Origin of the sequence: uncultured Microbacterium sp., from assembly GCF_964244775.1 — a bacterium.
Lineage (GTDB): Bacteria > Actinomycetota > Actinomycetes > Actinomycetales > Microbacteriaceae > Microbacterium.
Map to the genome: position 1 here is coordinate 1 of NZ_CAXTJR010000009.1, position 19,304 is coordinate 19,304.

19 protein-coding genes are annotated in these 19,304 nt (G+C 65.8%); 12 read left to right on the plus strand and 7 right to left on the minus strand.

The genetic code is table 11. The features are described 5' to 3' along the window. A partial coding sequence (locus tag ACFE6Z_RS13310) for an IS256 family transposase (RefSeq protein ID WP_375386173.1) occupies positions 1–838 on the minus strand: 838 nt, incomplete at its 3' end. Positions 839–856: 18 nt separating this feature from the next. Here ACFE6Z_RS13310 and ACFE6Z_RS13315 point away from each other — a divergent pair. Continuing rightward, positions 857–991 (plus strand): hypothetical protein, encoded by a 135-nt coding sequence (locus ACFE6Z_RS13315; protein ID WP_375386174.1) that lies wholly within the window; start codon positions 857–859, stop codon positions 989–991. Positions 992–1,445: 454 nt separating this feature from the next. Beyond that, positions 1,446–2,291, plus strand: a complete 846-nt coding sequence (locus ACFE6Z_RS13320; RefSeq protein ID WP_375386175.1) for a hypothetical protein — start codon at positions 1,446–1,448, stop codon at positions 2,289–2,291. Between the two features lie 373 nt (positions 2,292–2,664). On the opposite strand, the gene dcd is transcribed toward ACFE6Z_RS13320, so the two are convergent. Together dcd and ACFE6Z_RS13330 are read right to left on the minus strand one after the other, a co-directional pair. Further along, positions 2,665–4,584 (minus strand): dCTP deaminase, encoded by a 1,920-nt coding sequence (gene dcd, locus ACFE6Z_RS13325; protein WP_375386176.1) that lies wholly within the window; start codon positions 4,582–4,584, stop codon positions 2,665–2,667. 1 nt (position 4,585) lies between these two features. Continuing rightward, complete coding sequence (locus tag ACFE6Z_RS13330) at positions 4,586–5,050, minus strand: hypothetical protein (protein ID WP_375386177.1); 465 nt, start codon at positions 5,048–5,050, stop codon at positions 4,586–4,588. Between the two features lie 105 nt (positions 5,051–5,155). Between ACFE6Z_RS13330 and ACFE6Z_RS13335 the strand changes: the two genes are divergently transcribed. The 3 genes from ACFE6Z_RS13335 (at position 5,156) to ACFE6Z_RS13345 (ending at position 7,374) form a co-directional block, all read left to right on the plus strand. After that, positions 5,156–5,461 carry a hypothetical protein gene (locus ACFE6Z_RS13335; protein WP_375386178.1) on the plus strand — a complete coding sequence of 102 codons (306 nt, stop codon included), beginning with the start codon at positions 5,156–5,158 and terminating at the stop codon, positions 5,459–5,461. Between the two features lie 418 nt (positions 5,462–5,879). After that, a complete protein-coding gene (locus ACFE6Z_RS13340; protein WP_375386179.1) occupies positions 5,880–6,116 on the plus strand; it encodes a helix-turn-helix domain-containing protein in 237 nt (78 codons plus the stop codon). Beyond that, positions 6,103–7,374: a type II toxin-antitoxin system HipA family toxin gene (locus ACFE6Z_RS13345; RefSeq protein WP_375386180.1), complete on the plus strand. Its 1,272-nt coding sequence runs from the start codon at positions 6,103–6,105 to the stop codon at positions 7,372–7,374. The genes ACFE6Z_RS13340 and ACFE6Z_RS13345 overlap by 14 nt, the downstream gene beginning before the upstream one ends. On the opposite strand, the gene ACFE6Z_RS13350 is transcribed toward ACFE6Z_RS13345, so the two are convergent. After that, a complete protein-coding gene (locus ACFE6Z_RS13350; protein ID WP_375386181.1) occupies positions 7,355–8,002 on the minus strand; it encodes a TetR family transcriptional regulator in 648 nt (215 codons plus the stop codon). The genes ACFE6Z_RS13345 and ACFE6Z_RS13350 overlap by 20 nt on opposite strands. A 108-nt stretch (positions 8,003–8,110) precedes the next feature. On the opposite strand from ACFE6Z_RS13350, the gene ACFE6Z_RS13355 reads away from it, so the two are divergent. From ACFE6Z_RS13355 to ACFE6Z_RS13375, 5 genes are read left to right on the plus strand one after another with little or no spacing between them, the layout of a single operon-like run. Beyond that, entirely contained in the window at positions 8,111–8,746 is a 636-nt protein-coding gene (locus ACFE6Z_RS13355; protein WP_375386182.1) for a biotin transporter BioY, read from the plus strand. After that, the gene (locus ACFE6Z_RS13360; RefSeq protein WP_375386183.1) at positions 8,743–10,044 is read left to right on the plus strand and encodes a fatty acid--CoA ligase family protein; all 1,302 of its coding nucleotides are present in this window, start codon (positions 8,743–8,745) and stop codon (positions 10,042–10,044) included. The genes ACFE6Z_RS13355 and ACFE6Z_RS13360 overlap by 4 nt, the downstream gene beginning before the upstream one ends. Continuing rightward, positions 10,037–11,221 carry a thiolase family protein gene (locus ACFE6Z_RS13365; protein WP_375386184.1) on the plus strand — a complete coding sequence of 395 codons (1,185 nt, stop codon included), beginning with the start codon at positions 10,037–10,039 and terminating at the stop codon, positions 11,219–11,221. Before ACFE6Z_RS13360 ends, ACFE6Z_RS13365 begins: the two co-directional genes overlap by 8 nt. Further along, positions 11,218–11,904, plus strand: a complete 687-nt coding sequence (locus ACFE6Z_RS13370; protein WP_375386185.1) for an energy-coupling factor ABC transporter ATP-binding protein — start codon at positions 11,218–11,220, stop codon at positions 11,902–11,904. Before ACFE6Z_RS13365 ends, ACFE6Z_RS13370 begins: the two co-directional genes overlap by 4 nt. Beyond that, entirely contained in the window at positions 11,901–12,497 is a 597-nt protein-coding gene (locus tag ACFE6Z_RS13375) for an energy-coupling factor transporter transmembrane component T family protein (RefSeq protein ID WP_375386186.1), read from the plus strand. The genes ACFE6Z_RS13370 and ACFE6Z_RS13375 overlap by 4 nt, the downstream gene beginning before the upstream one ends. A 56-nt stretch (positions 12,498–12,553) precedes the next feature. On the opposite strand, the gene treS is transcribed toward ACFE6Z_RS13375, so the two are convergent. Beyond that, positions 12,554–14,884: a maltose alpha-D-glucosyltransferase gene (gene treS, locus ACFE6Z_RS13380; protein ID WP_375386187.1), complete on the minus strand. Its 2,331-nt coding sequence runs from the start codon at positions 14,882–14,884 to the stop codon at positions 12,554–12,556. 123 nt (positions 14,885–15,007) lie between these two features. Then, positions 15,008–16,510, minus strand: coding sequence for an MFS transporter (locus tag ACFE6Z_RS13385; RefSeq protein ID WP_375386188.1), 1,503 nt, complete (start codon positions 16,508–16,510; stop codon positions 15,008–15,010). A 99-nt stretch (positions 16,511–16,609) separates the two neighbouring features. On the opposite strand from ACFE6Z_RS13385, the gene ACFE6Z_RS13390 reads away from it, so the two are divergent. Next, positions 16,610–17,272, plus strand: a complete 663-nt coding sequence (locus tag ACFE6Z_RS13390) for a TetR/AcrR family transcriptional regulator (RefSeq protein WP_375386189.1) — start codon at positions 16,610–16,612, stop codon at positions 17,270–17,272. Between the two features lie 54 nt (positions 17,273–17,326). On the opposite strand, the gene ACFE6Z_RS13395 is transcribed toward ACFE6Z_RS13390, so the two are convergent. Then, complete coding sequence (locus tag ACFE6Z_RS13395; RefSeq protein WP_375386190.1) at positions 17,327–17,842, minus strand: glycine cleavage system protein R; 516 nt, start codon at positions 17,840–17,842, stop codon at positions 17,327–17,329. A 137-nt stretch (positions 17,843–17,979) separates the two neighbouring features. Here ACFE6Z_RS13395 and ACFE6Z_RS13400 point away from each other — a divergent pair, with 137 nt between their 5' ends. Beyond that, positions 17,980–19,146 (plus strand): polysaccharide deacetylase family protein, encoded by a 1,167-nt coding sequence (locus ACFE6Z_RS13400; protein WP_375386191.1) that lies wholly within the window; start codon positions 17,980–17,982, stop codon positions 19,144–19,146. Positions 19,147–19,304: the final 158 nt, after the last annotated feature.

Below are 19,304 nucleotides of genomic sequence, written 5' to 3' on the forward strand. Positions count from 1 at the left end.
TCGTGCGGATGATCGACGCGACCATCGGCCCGGTCGCTTTGGGCACGTTCGAGAGGACGTTGCGCATGAAATGCACCCGGCAGCGCTGCCAACTCGACCCGACGAACACGGTGTTGATCGCGGCGATCAGACCCGTGTGAGCATCGGAGATGACGAGGCGGACGCCGTCGAGCCCGCGGGCCTTGAGGGACCGCAGGAACGTGGTCCAGAACGGTTGCGACTCGGTGTCCCCGACCTCGAAACCGAGGACTTCCCGCCGCCCGTCCGCGGCGACGCCGATCGCGACGACGACGGCTTGGGAGACCACCCGCCGGCCGACTCTCGCTTTGCAATAGGTCGCGTCGAGGAACACATACGGGTAGGTGGTGTCCGCGAGCGGCCGGTCGCGGAACGCGGCGACGTCCTCGTCGAGGTTCGCGCAGATCCGCGACACCTCCGACTTCGAGATACCGGTGTCCGCGCCGAGCGCCTTCACCAGGTCGTCGACCTTGCGGGTGGAGACGCCGTGCACGTACGCCTCCATCACGACCGCGAACAGGGCTTGGTCGACCCGGCGTCGGCGTTCCAGCAGCGACGGGAAGAACGTCCCCTGCCGCAGCTTCGGGATCCGCAACTCCAAATCCCCGGTCGTCGTGGACAGGGTCCGAGGCCGGGTGCCGTTGCGCTGCGCGATCCGGGCGGGGGTGCGTTCAAACGGGGCAGCGCCGATGAACGCGGCCGCTTCCGCGTCGATCAACTCCTGATAGAGCGTCTCGGTCGCGACCCTGATCCGGTCAGTGACATCGGTGAGTTTCAGTTCCCCTAGAAGCTCGAGGAGGGCAGACTGGTCTAGAGCCATCGTGCGTTGTGTCTTCCTGTGAGTGACTTTGATCGGTACTCACTGACCATCGCACGATGGCTCATCCACGTCCACGACGCGAACCCCGAGCCAGGAAACTACACCAACCCCTGGGACATCACCGTCGCACCGAGGCGGCTCCTCGAGCTGTGAGAACTTTCTTTACTCGTTCAAGGCCGGCCTCCGGCCGGCGCGAGTGCCCCGTCCTGTGGTGCGTCCTGTCCTCGCTTCGCTGCGGTCCGGGCGCTCCTCGGACGGGTCACTCGCCAGCGTGGGCCGGAAGCGTGAGATGAGTTGCCATTCCTTTCTGCGGGGATCTGAGAGCATGACGAGGGCGCCCAGACCGCCACGCCAAGCACCATAACGCCGTCCCGGTGTGGCGTTCCCTCGTCGAATCGATAGGTTCATAGGGTTGGCGATCTGCGCCATGCGCCGCAACAGATAGCTGACGGCCTACGACCCAAATCCGAAACTGTGTATCCCCTTGAACAATGCACCGGCGCCCGCCCGCTCATCGAAGAGAGCAGTTGCGACTGTGGCCGTTGCGACGTGGGTCAGCCGCCTTGCCCCTTACGCAACCATTCTTGGAACAATCGGGCTCGCTATTGTGAGCATCGACGACGTTCGCGATCAGTTCCGCGGCTGGTTCGCGCCGACGCTTTGGAACTGGGGCGCGGACAACAAGATTTGGGTCGTTGTCGCGTTGGCGGCACTTACTGTGATCCCGAGCGTTGTCGCTAGAACCATGTCGCGCAGGCTACAAGTTGATCGCGATACCAAAAGAAATCTCGAACTTACAACCGCTGCTCAAAGTCATTCGTCCCGTGTCGCGCATCTGATCACGAAGGCGAGCGACGTCAGGGTTGGTGAGGTAGACGACAAGTACATCGGCCATACGCTCGTCGAAGCCTGCGCCTACTTCAAGTCGCGCGCGATCCACACACAGGGAATCGATCCGGCGGAACGCGTAGAAGCATGCATCCTGCGAGCAAATTGGGCGGGAAATGGCCGAGACTTCTTCGAACGTGAGCGTCAGACGCACATCAATCCGGGTGAGTTCGCGTACAAATTGTCCAGCCACAAGAATCCAGACGCAGCTGCACTCATCAAGCTCTTGCTCAGCCAGAGCTACTTCTACGCGGATTCAGCTGACTCGATCGGGCTCTTCCAGAGGGCGATGAAGGTTGATCCGCAGGCCACAACCTTCAAGCAGTTCCTCGCCGTCCCCCTCTTACGAGATCGTAAGTCAGTTGATCAAACAAGAGTGTGGGGCGTTCTCGTGCTGATGTCGACGGCGCCCAGTATGCTTCGCGAGACGGATGCTCGCCTACTTGAGACCTACGGATGGTTCGTCTCAGCAGCAAAAGCTCTGGACACCCTGGCCACGCTCAGCCCTAGCCGCCAGCGCACCGCTACACTCGCAGTAACGGAGAGAGGGGACCTCGTACCATGATCGGATTTTCGCGTAACGATCAAGATTTCGAGCCCGAGACCGAACAGAAGCCCAACACATATTCCACCGATCTCGATTTTGATCGCATGTGGGACGAGGGCCTGAGCAGCACATCTGTCGAGTTTCGGACAGCACACGCCGATGCCACGAGGTACGGTCGATAGTCCGCTGCATCACCACGGGTAGGTAGATTCGATGCGCCTTCACGAGGCCGGGGCTGCAAGTGGAATAAGGCCATGTGTAGACCTGATAGCGGTTGCGGGTTAGTCTCGCCGCCCGCCGCGCTTGGTGCTGCGCCCGATCACCCCAACCCGTCGCCCCTGGACGCTAGGGTTCGCCTGTCCGAGCAGCCGTGCCGCTGGCCTACTGGTGCCTAGATGTTCTTGCGCTGGAACCCTTCGCGCATTGCCCGCAAAATTCGTGTCTCTTTGTCGTTTCGAATCTTCGAAAACTCGGGGCCCGTTGGATAGTTGTACTTCACGGCACCGTCGTCTGGCTTCGGGACGGGCGAGGTTGTTGTCCACAACATCAGCTGCGTAATTCTCTCGCCTGGAGTGATGGCCATTGGAACGTCTCCGAGATTAACCAACTCAAGTGTGAGACACCCAGCGAAATGAGGATGGACCTGCACTGCCGTTGCGCTTAACAGCCCCAAACGACCGTAGGACGATCGAGTAATCACCTGAGCCGTTAGGTCACTTGGCATGACGATGTATTCCAATGTCGCCGCGAGTACCATCTGCCCGGGATGCAGGTAGAAGACATCCCCCCACGCTTTCTCAACCTCGGCCTGCATCGTCCTTGGATCCCTGTCCGCTGCCACAGCATCAAAGGCTGGCGCACTCGACCGCTCAAATATGATGAATCGGTTACCAAGGCGAAGGTCTAGAGATGCAGCTCCGATCGCAGCTGGGAGCAGTGGCGTCATGACTAGTCGAGATTTATCCTGAGCAGCCAGACGAGCGATCAAGGCGTCATGTGTCAGCGCTCCCTTGGTGTCCTCTCCCATCTCAACCGGCTGGACCTTTTCGAGGTCTCCTCCTGCGGCTCGCCACTTGCCAACGAAGTCCAGTGTGTCGAGAGCCTTGAGAGCCAACTTATTCACCGACTTGCGCTCTTTGTTTGCGAACGCCAACCAAACTGCGTTCACAATGTCGGCGGCCTCGACCTCGACCGAATTTCCATCGACCAGCACCGTTTCGGTGCCGGGGATGCCTTCGACAAGAAGGTCCCGCACCTTCTCGACCGCCCCTACTCGGTCACGATCGCCATATGCCTGCGCCCCGCACCACAGTGATACCGAATCCCACATCGCCTCCGCACCGTCGGAAAAATGATCACACAGATACTGTGCCCAGTCAGGAAGCGGCGTCTCCTGAATCGCAAGCTGCCTGAAGGCTTCTACCTCGCCCAGAGCAGCCCCGTGCTCGGTTTGATCAAGCCACAGAAGCATGAGCCTCGTTCTCAGGGAACGGGGCGGGTGGCTCGTTCCCGCCGCAGACTCTGGGGATGCGAAGCAAAGGAAATCGGTTAGCGCCATAATCGCACCGGTTCCATACCGGTGGACCGCATACGCGTCGCAGGTCAACTCGACTTGCCAATTGGCGAGCACCTGTTCGAGAGCACGCACGCGTGGTTCGCCATGTCTAAGAGGTAGCGGGCCAGTCGAGCTACCCAAGAGAGCCCGATCAACGCTCGGCATACCGGTGAACTGAACCGGTTTGCGCGCCTGAAGGAAGTGACCGAGCTCATGTCCGCACGTTACCGGCACCCAAGCCGCTCGAGACCCTTCAGCCTCAGGCACAGAGATTAGTGCGAGCGGTTTCCCGCGAAGATCGTCAGGCCGAGTGACGGGAATACTGAAGCCACTGAATACGACCGGCCACAGGTCGTGAACAAATGTCGCAAAGTTGTCTGGTGGCCCGACTGTGACAACCGCTTCGGTTGGGTCGATTCCCATTCGAAGGATTTCTGATTCGATCAGGTCAAGAAGTGAATGGGGTACGCGTCGACGCCCCCGCAAGAACTGCGCATCGAAGAACTTGAGCCTGTCTCGGAAGTGATTTGTCCAAGATCTCAATTCAGCTAACTGAACCGAGGGCGTGGGCGCCGAGGCATGGGCATGCTCGACTTGCGTGATGACGTGCTCGCTGTAGTGGTAAAAGACACGCAAGGCGTGCTCAAAGCCAGGACCGGTGCTACCGGCGTGGGCTATCTCATCCTCGAGCGTTCTCTGAAAAGCCCTCGCACGATCAACCAGAGAGTCGCGGAGGTAGTCAGCTACTTCCAGCACCTTAGTAGGCGAGCACCAACGACGGTCCCGGCAGAGCCTCGCCGGTTCCGGAGAGGCCCAGCGAAGCCTGACGGCCAGTAGCTAGAAACACCTGCTCGATCATCAAGACTTCCGATGCCGAGGTCTCTCGAGAAAGCAGTCGCTCCAGGCTTCCCGCAAGTTCTGCGAGACTCGCCGCGGCGGTCAGCTCGTCAACCTCACCGATTCCGTCGCGAGTGATCTCTCCAAGCGCAAAACCCGTCACGGCGTACGCAGACTCATCGCGCACACTCGCTTCTCTTTCCCCGCTCAAAACCGATACTTCAGAGCGCAGAACAGTGAGCATCGTCTTGACAGCTTCCACGTCAGACTCGGTGAGATCGATTCCTAGTCGGTGGCGCGCCGCTGCACCCGCCACACGAGTCGTAAGAAGGCTCGTAGACGAAGCGAGCATGTCATGACCTATGTGTGCGTACATCGCCGACATGTTGGATCTCCTTGAGAGTCGATTCTGGCTGAGGGTATCAGTCGCATGTTGATGATCGCGCGATCTACCGACATCCATTTGAGACTACTAACTAGAATCTAGTTTGTGATTCAACACGCAGACGATCTAGCGAAGCGGTTGTTCGGGCGGCCTCTTCGCATCGAACTCGCGGCGTGGATCCATCGCAGCCGGGAATCGCCCTTCTACCTTCTCGAAGCACAGGAGGCGATGGCTGCTCTCGGCCACGCCGCAAGCTCCACACGGGCCGAACTCGGACTATTCGTGTCTTGCCGCATGCTCGTCGAACACGTCGAACACAAGCGTCGATACTTCACACCAGTTGACTCACCTCTGTGGGGCGCCTTTCAGGCAATCACGGATGCGCTCAAAGAAGTTCCCGAACTGGGCTGAGCCCAGCTGCACCGTCCGCAGCTCTTACGTGAGCGGACTAGAGAGGCGGGCCGGTCCCGGGCCGGGAACTCAGCTGAAACCACCCAGAACTAGCCACCACCAACGAGCACAGCTTCCCCCGAATCATGCGGCAAACGAACACTTGTGAGCACCCGTAGGCCCGGCGCATACAACTGAAAATCGTGAGGTCACGGGATCGACGCCCGTCGGAGCCACTGGCCCTTCTTCAGGCTTCTACTGGAGGAGGGTCCTTTATTTACCCGGTCAGCGCCTCTGGGCACTTGAACGACGGCGACTGCGGATTCGCTTGCGCCCACGTACGTGCGGCGTCGTACGGGGTGGGTATATTCCCACACTGAACATTGTGGGAATATACCCACTTGGCGTACAGTGGTTATATTCCCACATTGGAGCCGCCATGCCTGCCATAACCGCGCGCAAGCTCAATGACGTCGCGACTGTGATCAAGGTCGCCAGAGAGGAAAAGGGTCTTAGCCAACAAGAACTCGCGGAACGGCTGGCCTTCTCGCGCGACTACATGGTCGATCTCGAATCGGCTCGACCCAATCTCTACATCAGCCGCCTGTTCCGTGTACTGCATGAACTGGGCATCGCTGTAACGCTGACCTACGAGGATGATCGTGGCGACGCTTGATCTGTTCCTTCACGATCAATTTGTGGGCACGGTTGAGCCCGCAGCTCGAGACCGCAGCCGCATCTCGCTCTCTGTAGACCGCGGATACGAGGACGGCGGCATCGTGCTCAGCGAATCGTTCGCCACGCTGCCCGGTCGACGCCCTCCCCTGGGCGATCTCTCGAACTTCCTCGGCGGGTACGTTCCTGAAGGCAACCATCGAGAGCAAATGGCAGCCAAACGCCACATCGACATGGCTGACCTGTTCGCGCTGCTGTGGGAGTTTGGGGGGTCCATTGCTGGAGCGGTGAGCTTACGCCGGCCGAATGAGTCGCCCGAGTACACCCCGAGCTGGGACGAACTCACAGAGCGCGAGCTCGAGGCGAAGCTGAAGCAGGCGATCAGAGAGAGTGACCAGGGCATCCCGGATGACAGCCGATCGACATTGCCCGGCTACCAGCCCAAAGTGCTCGTTATCAAGGCCGATTCCGGCTGGGCCTATCCTCACGGACGAGCGCACTCGACCTACATCCTGAAACCACAGGTACCCGCGCGACCGACGCGAATATTCGACGAGCACTACAGCCACCTCCTTACCCGGGCCATCGGACTGTCCAGCTACGCGAGCCACATCCATACGGCGGGTCGGACGCCTTACCTCGCGATCGAGCGGTTCGACCGCGAGGTCGTCGAGGACCACGTACGTCTCCACCACCAAGAGGACCTCGCACAGGCGATGAGCCTGGAATGGCGCAACACTGACCTCAAGTTCCAGACGCCAGATTGGCCGACCGATCCGAAACGAGCGACTGCGCGCCGCATCGGTGAACTCCTCGGATCGATCCCCGGAGGGGACGCGGCCGTCGAGCAGTGGCTTCGTCAACTCACGTTCCACGTGGCTATCGGCAACAATGACGCGCACGCGAAGAACGTCGCCCTCATGCACCTCGTTTCCGGAACCGCGCTGTCTCAGGTCTACGACGCGCTACCCAATCTGTTCCAAGCTGGGCTCATCAATTGGGATCTGGCCCTTGCGGTCGGTGGGTTTTTCGACCACCGCCGCATGTCGATTGAACGCATCCTCGAGGAGGCGAAGTCGTGGGGTGTGATCTCTGGTGGGCGGGCATCCGCGGTGGTCCACGACACCCTCGATTCGCTCAAAGCGGCTGTCGACGTTGTGGCGGCGCCCGCCGGCGCGTCAGTCGGAATGGTCGAACATATCGAGTGGACCCTCGGCCGGCTACTCGCCGGAGCCGAGATCAGCGAACCGAAGCGGTGAGGCCAGCCGGGCCCGCCGCGCTGCGGACGTGCTTGGCCAGTCCGTCCAGCAGCAGGGTGAACCCGAAATCGAACGCGGCTCCCTGACTGGGCACCGTGCCCGAGGCATCCTCAGCCCTGACCGCGTGCGGGGACGCGACGACTCCCAGTGAGTCCGCTTGCATCCGCTGCTGCTCGTGGGCGACGTGGCCGAGCAAGAACTGGAGCATCGCGTCGGCTCCGGCATCCACGATGTATGCGTCGAAGTCGCCACGGCCCAGCGCCGCGCGCAACCGCTCACGGGCTGCATCCGCGCCGAGGCCGAGCGCGAGAGCACTGGCGACGAGCTCTGCGCCATCGCGATAGGACAGCAGCGCATCGCGGAGCGCTCTGGCCTCGGCGAGCGCGAGCTCGGCCCAGCCTTCGTCATCCCGAGGGCGCACACTCGGCACGCGGTCGATGATGCGGTCGGACACCGCAGCCAGCAGCGTCTGCTTGTCGGTGAAGTGCCAATACAGGGCGCTCGGCTGCACGTCGAGCGCGGCGGCCAGCCGTCGCATCGTCAGATCCGGCAGACCCGTCTCGTCGAGGAGGCGAAGGGCGACGGCGATGACGTCCTCCCGCGAGTTGCGCACCGACCCAGCCGCCATCCGGTCCACTTCCATTCGCTCGAGCCGACTCCGTCACGCTAACATGAACGGCGTTCAGGTGAACGCTGTTCAGGACCCCCGGCAGACCGCTCGTACAGATCGGACATCATGTCACGCAACTCTTCGATCGGCGTTGCCGACCTCACGCGCATCGCGATCTTCGCCGCCCTGATCGCCGTGCTCGGCATCCCCGGCTCGATTCCCGCTTTCGGCGGCGCGGTTCCGATCACCGCGCAGACGTTGGGCGTCATGCTCGCCGGCGCGGTGCTCGGGCCGTGGCTGGGCGCCACCGCCGTGATCGTGTTCGAAGTGCTCGTACTGATCGGGCTCCCCCTCCTGTCGGGCGGTCGCGGGGGCGTCGCGGTGTTCGTCGGACCGTCTGCCGGCTACCTGCTCGGATGGATCACCGGAGCGTTCGTGGTCGGCCTGATCCTGCGCGCCGACCTCCGGCGCCCGACGTGGTGGCGCACCGCATTGGCGTGCTTCGTCGGCGGGGTCGTGGTGGTGTACGCGATCGGCATCCCCGTGCAGTCCTTCGTCACGGGGCTGCCCCTGGGTGCGACCGCGCTCTCGAGCCTCGTCTTCCTCCCGGGAGACCTCATCAAGGTCGCCCTCACATCGGCGATCGTCGTGGCGCTGTGGCGCGCGTACCCTGCCGCTTTCCACCGCGCGAACGTCTCAGCACCGGCGCAGCGCGAGGAGATCGCCCGGGCCGAGGCCGGCCGGGATCCGGCGGCTCCATGACCGCACCCGCCCTCCGCCGGGGCGCGGTTTCGCCGAGCTGGAGCGAGCTGGCTGCCCGGGTGGCCGCGCGATCCGGTACCGCGGCCGCAGCCGTCGCGGCGGGCGGAGGATTGGTGCCGATCCCGGCCGCGGATCCGATCGAAGCGGTCGCGACATTGCTGGCGGTGCGGGCCGCGGGCGGCATCGGGATCATCGCCGATGACCGTTCCCACCCGGATCGAAGGGCTCAGGCGTTGCTGGCGGCGGGGGCAGCTTCGGCAGTCCAAGCAGGATCGGCCGCCGATGGTCGTCCCGCCTGGGCGTCGTTCACCTCGGGGAGCAGCGGCACACCTCGACTGCTGCTGCGGACCGATCGCTCGTGGGCCGACTCGTTCGCTGCGGTCGCGTCCTTCCTTCAGCTGGTTGCTGGCGACACCGTTCTGTTGCCCGCACCGCTTGCCTCCTCGCTGTCGCTCTTCTCGGTCGCACACGCCGCGGCCATGGGCTTCGCTCTTCGGTTTCCGGTCGGCGCGGCCCTCAGCCCCGTCGACATCGCCGACGCGACGGCCACCCACACGACGCCCCATGGCCTCCGGGAAATCGTCGAGCTGATCGAGCAAGGCGCCGCCCACCGGCTCCGGGCGGCTCTGGTCGGCGGCGCCGAGCTCGATCCCGCGCTGCGCACCAGGGCCGAAGCCCACGGCATCCGGATCATCTCCTACTACGGCGCCGCGGAACTGTCCTTCGTCGCTGTAGACATCGACGGCACCGGCCTCCGGTCCTTTCCCGGCGTCGACGTGCGGATCGATGACGGCGAGTTGTGGGCTCTCTCCCCCTTCATCGCGCTCGGCTACCTCGGCGCAGACGGGGGCGCTTTCCGCCGCGACGCGGACGGGTGGGCGACCGTAGGCGACGGAGCCGCCTTCGACGAGGCATCCTCATCCACCGATGATCCGCGGCCCCGGATCCTGCTGCGCGGACGCCGGGATGCTGCCATTCAGACCTCGTCCGCGACCGTCATCCCCGCAGATGTCGAGGCGGCCCTCCGCGCGGTCGACGGTGTTGAGGATGCGGTGGCGTTCGCCGTGCCGCACCCCCGCGCCGGGTCGCTCGTCGGCGTCACTGTGCAGCTGTCGGCGCACGCGGCCCCCCTAACCTCCGCCGAGCTGCGTGACCGGGTGCGCGAGACGCTCACCGTCACCCATCTGCCGAGGCGCTGGTTCGTCGCCGCCGAACTGCCGCGTACCGCGTCGGGGAAGCCCGAACGGGCGAGGATCCGCGACGAGGCGTTGAGCGGACGGACGGCGAGACTTGCCTGACGTCGCGGATCGATCCGCCCGCACCCCCATGATCGTCGCCGCGCGCAGGACCCCGATCTCCACGATCGGAGGCCGCCTGGCACGATTCGGTGTCGAGGAACTGGCCGCAGCCGCACTGCGATCCGCCGCCGACGACGCCGCGAACGCGATCGGCAACGCCGCCCCCGCGGTGGGCGACGTAATCCTCGGCAACTGCATGGGGCCCGGTGGAAACATCGCCCGGCTCGGTGTGCTCGCTGCGGGGTTCGACGTGGCCGTGCCCGGCATGACCGTCGATCGGCAGTGCGGAAGCGGGCTGGCCGCCGTGGCCACCGCCGCCGATGCGATCCGGGCGGGCGAAGGGCGCATGATACTCGCCGGAGGCGCCGAGAGCGCCTCGACCGCGCCTGTGCGCATCGCCGACGGTGAGGTGTACGCCCGGGCCCGTTTCGCCCCGGCGGGTTTCCCGGATCCCGAGATGGGCCCCGCGGCAGAGGCGCTGGCCGCGCACGACGGCATCGACCGCGCCGCGCAGGACTCCTACGCCCTGCGCAGCCACCGCCTCGCCCGCGCCGCCCAGCAGGACGGCCGTTTCGATGCCGAGATCGTGGCCATCGGGGGCCTCGATCGCGACGACGGACCCCGCGACGGCATAGAGCGGATGCTGGGGCGCTTCGCTCCCCTCCACCCCACGGTCGGAGCACCCGAGGCGGTGGGCACGGTCACTGCGGGCAACTCCTGCCGGATCAGCGACGGGGCGGGCGCGGTGGCACTCGTCCCGGCATCCGCCAGGCACGATGCACCGGCTCTCGCTGTCGTCGCGCACGCCACGGTGGGCTGCGATCCGGCACTACCCGGCATCGGGCCGGTAGCCGCGGTGGAGCGGCTCCTCGGGATGACGGGGCTCGGTCTCGACGACATCGACGCGTTCGAGATCGTGGAGGCGTTCGCCGCCCAGACCCTCGCGGTACTCGGTCGCCTCGGTCTGTGCGCGGGGCGCGAGGTCGACCCGCGCGTGTGCGCCGACGGCGGCGCGCTGGCCCTGGGGCACCCGTGGGGGGCGAGCGGGGCGATCGGCATCGTCAGACTCTTCTCGCGCCTGGTCCGCTCCGGGTCGCCGGCCGGTACACGAGGACTCGCGATGGCCGCCGTGGGCGGCGGCATGGGTGTCGCGGTGCTGGTCGAGGTCGTGCGGTGACCGCGCTGATCTCACTCTCGGGCGTTGCGGTCGACCGAGGGGGCCGCCGCATCCTCGAGGATGTCTCGGTGCAGCTCGACCAGCGCCGGATCGCGGTCGTCGGCGCGAACGGGTCGGGGAAGTCGACCTTCGCGCGCCTTCTCAACGGTCTGGTCACCGCCTCCGCGGGCACGATCTCGGTGCACGGCCTCGACCCGGCGCGGGAAGGCAAGACGCTGAGGCGGCGCGTCGGCTTCGTCTTCAGCAACCCCGACGCCCAGATCATCATGCCGACGGTCGCCGAAGACGTCGCCTTCTCACTCCGCGGACGCGGGCTCGAGCGTCAGGCAGCCGAGGACCGCGTCGCGGCAATCTTGGATGCCGTGGGTCTCGCCGCCCTCGCCGATCAGTCGGCGCACAGTCTCTCGGGCGGGCAGAAGCAGCTTCTCGCGCTCGCTGCGATCCTCGTGACCGAGCCGGACCTCATCATCGCGGACGAGCCGACCGCCCTGCTCGATATCGCCAACGCGCGCCGCATCAGCGACCACCTGTTCGCGGAGGCCGCCCGGCAACTCGTGCTCGTGACCCACGATCTCAGGCTCGCCGCCCGCTGCGACATCGCGCTGCGGTTCGACGGCGGCCGCCTCGTCGATGCCGGATCCCCGGAGAAGATCATCGCCGACTACGAGCGGACCACCGCATGATCTCGCTGTACCGGCCGGGCCACAGCATCCTTCATCGCATGCCCGCCGGCGTGAAGATCATCGCCTTCGCCGCCATCGCTGTCGCGGTCAGCATCTTCGGCACGACCCCGATCGGGCTCGGCCTCGCAGCCGTGCTGACGATCTGCCTTTACCTGCTGGGCGGGTTCGGGCCCCGCGAGATCCTGCGACAGGCGCTCGTGATCAAGTGGGTGATCGTGGTGATGCTCATCACGCAACTCATCTTCCTCCCGCCCGTCACCGCCCTCACCAACACCGGGCGGGTCGTCGTCGTGGTGGTCCTCGCGTCGCTCATCACCCTGACCACTCGAGTGCCGGCAGTGCTGGACAGCGTCGAGCGCGGGCTCGCTCCCCTTCGCCGCATCGGCGGCAACCCTGCCGCCATCGGACTCGTGCTCGCACTGACGATCACCGCGATCCCGGTGATCGTCGGCTTCGCGACCGCGATCCGTGAGGCCCAGCGGGCTCGGGGCGTGCGGGTCGGACCGCACACCGCCGTCGTTCCTCTGCTGGTCATGTCGATCAAGCACTCCGACGAACTCGCCGAGTCGCTCGCCGCCCGCGGCGTGGAGTAGCGGAGCGCGGCGTGGAGTAGCGGGGCCCCGCGTTTCGGCGCGCTCGCTGGCGCTCGCTACTCGATCACCGCGACGCCCTCGGGCTCGGGCGCCTCGAGCAGCAGGAACAGGCCGCCATAAGCATCCAGTTCGAGGCTGAAGCTGTGCAGATCGTCGACGCGCGCGAGCGACTCGCCGGTCGCGGCATCGCGGACGTGGCTTCCCGGGATGAGTGCCTCGGAGTGCACCGTGCCCTCGATCGGCTGCCCCGAGAAGTTGAGGGCGGTGATCTGCAGGGGCGCGTCCGTCTGATGGTGGTGGCCGTCGTCCAGGCGATGGACCATGACGAGCATGCTGGGGTGGGCCACGCGCGGGATGTCGACCTGCGTCGCGACGGCGATGCGGTGATCACGGCGGACGCCGATCACCTCGCGAAGGCCTGCCAGGAAGGAGTCGGGCTGCTCGAGCTGAGCAGGCAGCGACCCATAGAGCGACCGCGCGCGCGGCATCCCCGCCCGTGAGAAGTTCGCCTGCGGCGACGAATCGAGCAGGTCATGAGCTCCCCGCTCGATCCAGCGCGTGTCGCCCGATGCGATCAGGTGACGCACCTCGTCGGCGGGGAGCGTGAGCGTGCCCGTGAGGTCCCAGCCCGACAGGGCGAACACCCCCGGCTGCCAGGCGTTGTACTTCGCGAGCAGCAGATGTGCGTCGCGGATGCTCGGGACATCGTCGTCGAGGATCTCGCTGAGCGTCGGCTTCCCCTGGGTCGCGGCGATGAGCGAGGCCGTGGTGCACGCGATGCCGTTCTGCGTGAAGATCAGGTTGTAGTCGGCCTCGACCGTGAGCTTCTCGGCCAGCTCGGCCCTGATCAGCTCGGCGAGATCGCCACCGGACACTTCGCCGCCCCGGAACGGGTAGAGGTCGTCGCGGTGCGCAGTGGCCCAGTGGACGAGCTCGTAGGTGAGCTCGTCGTGATTCTGCATTCCGTGTACGAGATGCACCGGCTCGACCCCGGTGGCCAGCGCCGTGGTCATCGCGAGGCGGAGGAACTCGGTCTGGCCGGTGGCCAGCGCGTGATGGTAGCCGGGACGGGTGATGAAGTCGTACGACAGGTCGGCGCCTACCGCGCCGGTGTCGCGGATGTCTTCCATGGTCAGGTTGAGCTCTTGGAAGGTGAAGCCGCCCACCTTGCGGACCATGCCGGCGATGATGTGGTTCGCGGCGTGGGAGAGGGGATGCCCCTCCGACCACGCGGGGAGCCCTTCGGCGCTCTTCTCGACGCCGAGGAACCCGTTCGCGTCCAGCCGCAGCGCGCTCGTGCCCAGGTCGCCGAGCGAGTGGAGGGCGTCGCCGATCACGAGCCGCATGCCGGCGAACGTCGGGTCGAGCCAGTTGATCGAGGGCTGGCCCTCCTTGAAGTAGTGCAGGTACACCCAGCGGCGCTCGAGCCCGTCGGTGCCGACGACGGGCGGGGTGACGCTCCAGTTGGTCTCCTTCACGCCCGGCGTGTAGAAGATGACCCGCTGCAGCTCGCCGATGATGTAACCGTGCTCGCTGAGGACGGCCTCGCGCTCGGCGTCGAGGTTCGCCGCGTCGCGGCCATCGGGCACATCGGGCAGCAGGTGCCAGTCTTCCGGCGGGATCTCGACCATGTGGTAGGCGCCGGGGTAGTCCTTGTACGCCATCTCCGCCAGGCGGAAGTCGGCGCCCTTGCCGGTGTGACCGGGGACGATGTCGTCGATCACGATTCCGCCGTGACTGTCGGCCACATCGCACAGGTGCCGGAAGGCCTCTTCGTCACCGAACTCGGGGTCGATCTGGGTGCTGATCCGGTCGAAGTGGCCGTCGACGCTCGGCGTGTGCTGCCAGCCGGTGATGCCGCCGGCTTGCTTGACGGGGCCCGTATGGATGCCGTTGATCCCGACCTTCTGGAATGCGTCCCACAGGGCCTGGCTGCCGAGCGCCTGGAGGAACGACTCGTCCGGGCGCGTGATGAACGAGATCGGGTAGGCCGTGAACCAGACGTCACTGGTCTCGATCGCCTTGCGGGCATTCGGGCGCGCGTACGGATTGCGCCACATCGAGGGCTTGCCCGAAAGGGTGCGACTGAGCACGTCGGCGTCCTTCAGCATCGACTGGCGCACGAGCCATTCGACATACGACGGATTAGTGCCGTTGGCCGTGCGCGGGTCGCTCGTGAACCGCCGGAGGCTTCCGCCGCCGAGCTGATCGCGAGGGCGCAGCCGACGGGGGCGTGCGGGATACCGCTGCTCGTCGTAGCTGATCTCCGGGATATCGCGCTCGTCGGGCTCGACCGCCTCACTGGAGGCGGCGGCGTCGACCGGTTCGCTGGGCGCGATCGGATGCGGGGTCTCGGCCGATGCGCCCACTCCGGTGTGTTCGAGCATTGCGTCCCTTCCCGTGCAACGGCCCGAACTATCGAGCGCCCGCCCAGCGTACGCGCGCACGCGGTGGCCGAGAAGAACTTGACACGACGTCGTCGCCGCGGATCCGCTCCCCCACCCGCAGCGTCAGTGCGCGATCACCGGATCCGACGCGGCCTCGCCCTGCGCGGGCGTGTGATGCGAGAGCGACAGCCCGTCGCCGCGGCGGCGGAACAGCAGGGCCGACATCACGGCGCCGACGGCGAAGAATCCGGCACCCCACCAGTACGCGGTCGAGTAGCTCGCGATCGCCGCGTCGGTCACCACATCCGGGCTCACCGGCAGGTGCGAGGCGAGATAGTCGGCCATCGCGGTGGCGGCGAGCGTGTTCAGGAGAGCGGTGCCCACCGACCCGCCGACCTGCTGGCTGGTGTTGACCATCGCCGAGGCCACGCCGGCGAAGTGCCGGTCGACCCCGAGCGTGGCCGTCTGCATCGATGCCGGCATGATCGTGCCCATCGCGAAGCCCATGACCAGGAGCGGCGGCATCACGTTCAGCACGTAGACGCTCGAGGAGTCGAGGGTCGTGAGCCAGATCATGGCAATCACACCGAGCGTCATGCCCGCCGGCACGAGCATCTTCGGCCCGAAGCGCGGCACGAAGATGTTGGTGCCGAGCTGCGCGGCGACCACCAGCATCCCGATCATGGGCAGGAACGCGAGGCCGGTCTGGATCGGCGAGTACCCAAGGGTCAGCTGCAGGTAGTAGGTGACGAACAGGAAGATCCCGAACATCCCCGCGCCGGCGATCATCACCGACAGATAGGCGGCGCCGCGGTTGCGGTCCAGCACGATCGCCAGCGGAAGGAGCGGATGCTTCGCCTTCGTCTGCCAGAAGACGAACGCCGCGATGAGGATGACGGCGGCCGTCAGCATCCCCCACGTCATCGGCGAATCCCAGCCGTCGGTCTCGGCGTTCGAGAAACCGAAGACGAGTCCGAACAGTCCACCCGAGACCAGGAGCGTGCCGGGCACGTCGAGCTTCGGACGCGGGCCGGTGCGGGCCAGGAACGGGATGTAGATCAGGGCGCCGACGAGGGCGAAGGCGGCGATGAAGACGTTGATGTAGAGGTTCCAGCGCCAGTTGAGCGCCTCGGTGAGGATGCCGCCGAGGAGGAGACCGACGGCGCCGCCGGCGCCGGCGATCGCGCCGAAGACGCCGAACGCGCGCGCACGCTCCTTGGGGATCGTGAAGGTCGTGGTCAGCACCGCGAGCGCGGTGGGCGCCAGCAGCGCGCCGAACGCGCCCTGGAGTGCGCGGGCGGCGACGAGCAGCTCGAACGAGCCGGCCGCACCCCCGAGCGCGGAGGCCACGGCGAACCCGATCAGGCCGATGATGAACGTGCGCTTGCGACCCATCAGGTCGGAGAGGCGTCCGCCCAGCAGCAGCAGGCTGCCGAAGGCGAGGGAGTATGCGGTGATGATCCATTGACGCTGGCCGTCGCTGAATCCGAGGTCGGCCTGGGCCGACGGAAGTGCGATGTTCACGACGGTGGCGTCGAGCACGACCATGAGCTGGGCGAGCCCGACCACCACGAGCGTGATCCAGCGACGATTATCGGTCGCGGGGAGGGTGGATGAAGAAGACATGTTCGCCACTGTATACGGTACTGTTGAGTTCCGGATCTAGGTGGTTCAGGAATTCACCCGCCGGTAACGTCGTACCGACGAAGGAAGGAGGCGACTGCGATGACGCAGATCGACCTCGATTCCGCGCTCGATCAGGTTTCGAGCGGGGAGAGCGACAAGCCCCGGCTCGGCCGCAGGCGCGATCACACCCGCGACCCCGAGATCCTCGAGGCGGCGCTCGATGTGCTCGCCGAAGCGGGCTACGACGGAATGACGATCGACATGGTCGCCGCGCGCGCCAAGGCCGGCAAGGCGACGCTCTACCGCCGGTGGTCGTCCAAACCCGAGCTCGTGCTCGACGCCGTGGCGTGTATGAAATCCAGCGGCCACGACCTCACGTCTCCGCCCGACACCGGCACGCTGCGGGGCGACCTCGTCGCGATGGTCAAGTCGCCCACGCTCGCGGAGGCCGAACGCAAGCTCAAAGTCATGGCCGGCATCGTCTCGATGATCGCGCGCGACCCCGAGCTGGCTGCCGCGGCCCGCGAGGCCCTCGTCGAGCCCCGGGCCGCGGCCAACCGCATCATCTTCGCCCGCGCGATCGCACGCGGCGAGATCTCCGCTGATCGCGACATCGAGACGCTGTGCGTGATCGGTCCCGCGATGGCCTCGTACCGCACCCTCATGCTGCGCGAGCCGGTGAACCGCGAGTTCCTGATCGGGGTGATCGACGAGATCATCCTCCCGGCAGCCGGGCTGCCGCACGCCGTCGCAGGCGCCTGACGCAGCATCCGACCGACGTATTCGAACCATCCGGTGGGGATGGGGATGCCGGGATTAGTCGCCGACCGTGACGTCGACCTGGATCTCGGCGGCGAGCTGCTCGAGCGCCGCCTGCACCGCGTCGATGTCGACGGCAGGAGGGACGTGCGCGGCGATCGTGGCCTCGAACAGTCGTCCTCCCGACATCGCGGCGTCGCGTGTCTCGGTGGTCATCCGCTCGATGCTCACCCCCTGGGCGCTGAGCGTGGACGAGACCTCGCGCACGATGCCGGGTCGGTCGTTGCCGAGCACGCGGAAGCCGAAGTGCCTCGCGACCGCCTCCGCATCACGGGCGCCGCTGCCGGGATGCGCGGTGACCGTGAGGAGCCCGTCCATGCCGCGCAGCGCGGCCTTGAGCTCGTCGACGCGGTGGGCAGGAACGGCGACCTCGACGATGCCCGCGAACGCGCCGGACAGTTCGGCGAGCTGGCTGTTCTCCCAGTTGCCGCCGTGCGCGTCGACCACGTCGGCCACCGCGGCCACCAGACCTTGGCGATCGTCGCCGACGATCGTGAGGACGAGCGTTGTCATGAGGCTCAGCGTAGCGAGGCATCCGCCGGCGCGGTCGGCCGCGTGTGACGACACCTCCGGTCGACCCGGAGGTTTTCCGCCGTCAACTCATAGAATCAGGTGCGATCCGCCGGTGGCGGCGCGATGAGGAGCCGGGGATGGAAACGACCAGACGCGCACGCCGCGGACCTTCGGCGCGCGTGCGGCGCCGGCGCCGGCTCTTCGCCGTGACCGGCATCGCGATCTTCGCCATCGCCGCCGTCGTGGTGATCACTCTTGCCGTGCCCCGCTTCGTGACAGCCTCGGCGAGCAACCCCGAGGGATCGTCCGAAGCTGCACCGTCGGCCAGTCCCACAGCCGACCCGGAGTACGTCCCGTCGACCGAAGCCCAGCGACTGCTCGCTGAGGCACAGGATCCGCGCGCGTGTGCGGTCACCTTCGTGGGCGACGGCGTCACCACGGCGCCGGTTCTCGAGATACAGGACACTCTCTACGCTCACCTCCCGATACCCGCACGCGACGGTCTGGTCTTCGCAGGTTGGTACACCTCACCCGCGGATGCCGCAGCATTCAACATCGGTGCGCGGATCAACGGCGCTGACGCCGTGGCGTGCACGGACAACCAGATCACCCTGAACGCTGCGTGGAAGACGCCCGAGGAGAATGCAGCCGAGGACGCGAAGATCCCGATCCTGATGTACCACCAGTTCACGACGAACCCGGATGGTGAGTCGGGCTGGTTGCGCGGCAACTACGCCTATATCGGCGACTTCGATGCGCAGATGAATCACATTGCGACGACGGGGTTCTACCTGCCGACCTGGCAGGAACTTAGTGCTTTCGTCGACGGCAGGCTCTTCCTCCCGAATCACTCCGTGATCGTCACCGACGACGATGCTGACCAGAGCTGGTTCGACCTTGCTGCCCCGATCGTCGGCAAGTACAAGCTGCTGACGACCTCGTTCATGATCACGGCCTATCGCCAAGATCCGCCCCCCAATATCTACGTTCTGCGCCGGTCGCACACGAACGACATGCATCAGGCCGGCGACAACGGCAAGGGGCGAATGGTCAACTGGTCGGCCGATCAGATTGCCGCTGATCTCGAGCAGTCCGCCGCCGTTCTCGGGGTCAAGGAAGTAATCGCCTACCCATTCGGGCACTACAACGACACAGCGAAGCAGGGCGTGACCCAGGCGGGATTCGAGATGGCGCGCACGATCGAACCCGGCTACGTCGCGATCGGTACCGACAAGCTCGCCCTGCCGGTGGTCCGGATAAATTACGGCATGGGCCTCACGGACCTCATCAACGAGATCGGCTGAGCACACAAGTTCCGGACGCAAAGCAAACTCGCACTTTCCTTTTCGGTGATCATCGGGATAGAGTGACTGCGGCGGAGACGAGGGGTCGTCTCCGAATCGGTCTGGGGACCGATTAGCCAAACTGGGGAAAGTGACGAGCTTTTGCTCGTCTATGCGCA

Bases quoted from the DNA above. Each gene is read 5' to 3' on its own strand.
- ACFE6Z_RS13330 (WP_375386177.1), bottom strand. From the start codon at position 5,050: ATGTCGGCGATGTACGCACACATAGGTCATGACATGCTCGCTTCGTCT.
- ACFE6Z_RS13340 (WP_375386179.1), top strand. From the start codon at position 5,880: ATGCCTGCCATAACCGCGCGCAAGCTCAATGACGTCGCGACTGTGATC.
- ACFE6Z_RS13350 (WP_375386181.1), bottom strand. From the start codon at position 8,002: ATGGCGGCTGGGTCGGTGCGCAACTCGCGGGAGGACGTCATCGCCGTC.
- ACFE6Z_RS13355 (WP_375386182.1), top strand. From the start codon at position 8,111: ATGTCACGCAACTCTTCGATCGGCGTTGCCGACCTCACGCGCATCGCG.
- ACFE6Z_RS13360 (WP_375386183.1), top strand. From the start codon at position 8,743: ATGACCGCACCCGCCCTCCGCCGGGGCGCGGTTTCGCCGAGCTGGAGC.
- ACFE6Z_RS13375 (WP_375386186.1), top strand. From the start codon at position 11,901: ATGATCTCGCTGTACCGGCCGGGCCACAGCATCCTTCATCGCATGCCC.
- treS (WP_375386187.1), bottom strand. From the start codon at position 14,884: ATGCTCGAACACACCGGAGTGGGCGCATCGGCCGAGACCCCGCATCCG.
- ACFE6Z_RS13385 (WP_375386188.1), bottom strand. From the start codon at position 16,510: ATGTCTTCTTCATCCACCCTCCCCGCGACCGATAATCGTCGCTGGATC.
- ACFE6Z_RS13390 (WP_375386189.1), top strand. From the start codon at position 16,610: ATGACGCAGATCGACCTCGATTCCGCGCTCGATCAGGTTTCGAGCGGG.
- ACFE6Z_RS13395 (WP_375386190.1), bottom strand. From the start codon at position 17,842: ATGACAACGCTCGTCCTCACGATCGTCGGCGACGATCGCCAAGGTCTG.
- ACFE6Z_RS13400 (WP_375386191.1), top strand. From the start codon at position 17,980: ATGGAAACGACCAGACGCGCACGCCGCGGACCTTCGGCGCGCGTGCGG.